Source organism: Paramagnetospirillum caucaseum (assembly GCF_000342045.1).
GTDB classification, from domain to species: domain Bacteria; phylum Pseudomonadota; class Alphaproteobacteria; order Rhodospirillales; family Magnetospirillaceae; genus Phaeospirillum; species Phaeospirillum caucaseum.
In genome coordinates this window covers 1-2,146 of sequence record NZ_AONQ01000151.1, presented here as the reverse complement: position 1 = coordinate 2,146, position 2,146 = coordinate 1, and the positions used below count along the sequence as shown (strand labels likewise).

Genomic DNA, 2,146 nt, shown 5'->3' with positions numbered 1-2,146 from the left:
AGCGGTTCGTCGCGTGAACGCAGCATCGAAGGTTATCTCCATCCTTGAGAACCAAGGGCATCTGGTTCGTCTGGAAGGCAAGCATCTGGTCCGGGGGGAGTTTCGCGAACGGGTCTGGGAAATTGTCCAATGACCCCGATTGTCGCTGCGACACCTGCGACAGACGACACCCGGTGATCATGCCCATCGGGTGTCGCCGCTCCAGTTGCGACAGAGATGATCCGGTCTGTCGCAGGTGTCGCAGCGACAGTGGGGATGGCCTCACCAGTCCCACATCGTTGCAGGGAGATCGGTGTTCATAAAACCCTCCAGATTCTCCTGGTCCGAAACCCGCAAAAATCCTGGAATCTGATTCCTGATTTGCCCGCTTCCATAGACAGATGATTTCAAAAGCAGGGGATGTCCTGGTTCAGTTGGGATTCATGTCCATGACCTGCTCGATCTCCAGGTCGATCTGCACATTGAAGTTCGATCCCCAGATTCTCATGGTTCGGCATGGTGACATCGCTTCGCTCGTCACATGCGATGCTTCGGCTGGCCTCCCCTATCGGGTCGTCCTACGCCTCGCATCAAGTCGCTGTCGCTCCAAATAGGTCTTATTTTTCAAATATCTAAAGTTCTCAGATTAGCCAGATCGAGGACACACTACCCCCCTTGCGGGGGAGTAGTTGTTTCATCCTGGTTCCCGATTAGCCGAGTCTCAGACACCACATCTCGCAGGTCGTCCTGTTGGACATGGAAGGCGGACAAGTTTTGACCTCCCACCTGCTCACTACCCCCAGCTACCCGCTCCAGATCACCATGGTGATATGCGGGGCCGCCTCGTCGGTATACCGGTGGGGCCAGATGTGGTCACCCCAGCGATAATGGTGTTGCATCTGTTCGCAGAGCACCATCCTTGTGCAATCTCTTGTTTAGCGACGGTGAAGCAGAAACTTAATCGCCATTCCTGGTGTCGGTTTCGTCTGCCGTCGGCGGTCGGGTCCAACCGTCTCATCGCGTTCCTGATGCCGAAGCAGCCCTTCCGCTGTGTATTCCGAAGCCCACTGAGGACCGCATCAGCAGTCCCCATAGTTATTTATCACGGACGATCAGTCGCGTGTCCCGGACCAGATTTGGCCGTTTTCAAGTTCTTCGTCGCGGTGCGTTCCAAGATCGACAGCAGCCAGTGGCACTGCTTCTCCGTCATGGTGTTCGTGAACGCCAGCCGGTCGAACATGGACATCAGAAAGTCACGCTCGACCGGGGTGAGCATGTTTGCACGCATTTCCAGGCGATGCTGGATGCGTTTCCGTGTTCCAACACATTCTGATGCCGGGATTGCAATGGAGTTCGCTGTTTTTCTCTGGTTATTGCTCATGAATGCCATTGTCTCAAGCCCGCGAGCAATCTGGCAATTTCTTTTCTTACTTTGGCATATTAACTATTCGACGCTATTACTTTATAATATCCGTAGTTATCGCGGAGGAACACCATGAAGCGGGTAGCCCTATATGCTCGTGTTTCCACGGATTCCCAGACGGTCGATAACCAACTTCAAGAATTACGCCGGATCGCAGATCGGATGGGTTGGGAGGTGGTCGTCGAAATCAGCGACGAAGGGATTTCTGGGACCAAGGGCCGCGATCAGAGGCCCGGTTTTGACCGGCTTTTGAAGGGTATTTCCCGCCGCGAATTCGATCTGGTGGCCGCATGGTCCGTGGATCGGTTAGGCCGATCCCTGCGAGATTTGGTGCTGTTTCTGGAGGATTTGCGGGAACAGAAGGTCGATCTGTTCCTTCATCAGCAAGGGCTGGATACCAGCACCGCCGCCGGAAGGGCGATGTATGGGATGCTATCCGTTTTCGCTGATTTTGAACGCAGCCTGATCACCGCCCGCGTCAAAAGTGGACTTCAACGAGTCAGGGATTCGGGGAAACGCCTTGGTCGCCCACCCACTGATCCGGCCAAGATCGACCGGGCCAAGGTGCTGCTCGCGGCAGGAACCAGTTTGAGGAAGACCGCAAAATTGGCAAAAATCAGCCCGGCTATGGCCGCCAAATTGAAGGGCCAGATGGTGGAATAAGGGTATGCTCGGGGAATGATCATCATCCAGGCCAGGATGCCCACGATGCAGACATCCAACCCGTCCCCGCTCGGCTCCACC

2 protein-coding genes are annotated in these 2,146 nt (G+C 55.1%); one reads left to right on the top strand and one right to left on the bottom strand.

Going from position 1 to position 2,146, the window contains the following annotated elements; translation table 11 throughout:
- Nucleotides 1–1,081: 1,081 nt before the first annotated feature.
- On the bottom strand, nt 1,082–1,360 hold the full coding sequence (locus H261_RS25245; RefSeq protein WP_152427088.1) for a hypothetical protein: 279 nt from the start codon (nt 1,358–1,360) through the stop codon (nt 1,082–1,084).
- Nucleotides 1,361–1,474: 114 nt separating this feature from the next.
- Here H261_RS25245 and H261_RS22660 point away from each other — a divergent pair, with 114 nt between their 5' ends.
- On the top strand, nt 1,475–2,065 hold the full coding sequence (locus H261_RS22660) for a recombinase family protein (RefSeq protein WP_008622617.1): 591 nt from the start codon (nt 1,475–1,477) through the stop codon (nt 2,063–2,065).
- Nucleotides 2,066–2,146: the final 81 nt, after the last annotated feature.

Excerpts from the sequence above, each read along its gene's own strand:
- H261_RS25245 (WP_152427088.1), bottom strand. The coding sequence starts at position 1,360 with ATGAGCAATAACCAGAGAAAAACAGCGAACTCCATTGCAATCCCGGCA.
- H261_RS22660 (WP_008622617.1), top strand. The coding sequence starts at position 1,475 with ATGAAGCGGGTAGCCCTATATGCTCGTGTTTCCACGGATTCCCAGACG.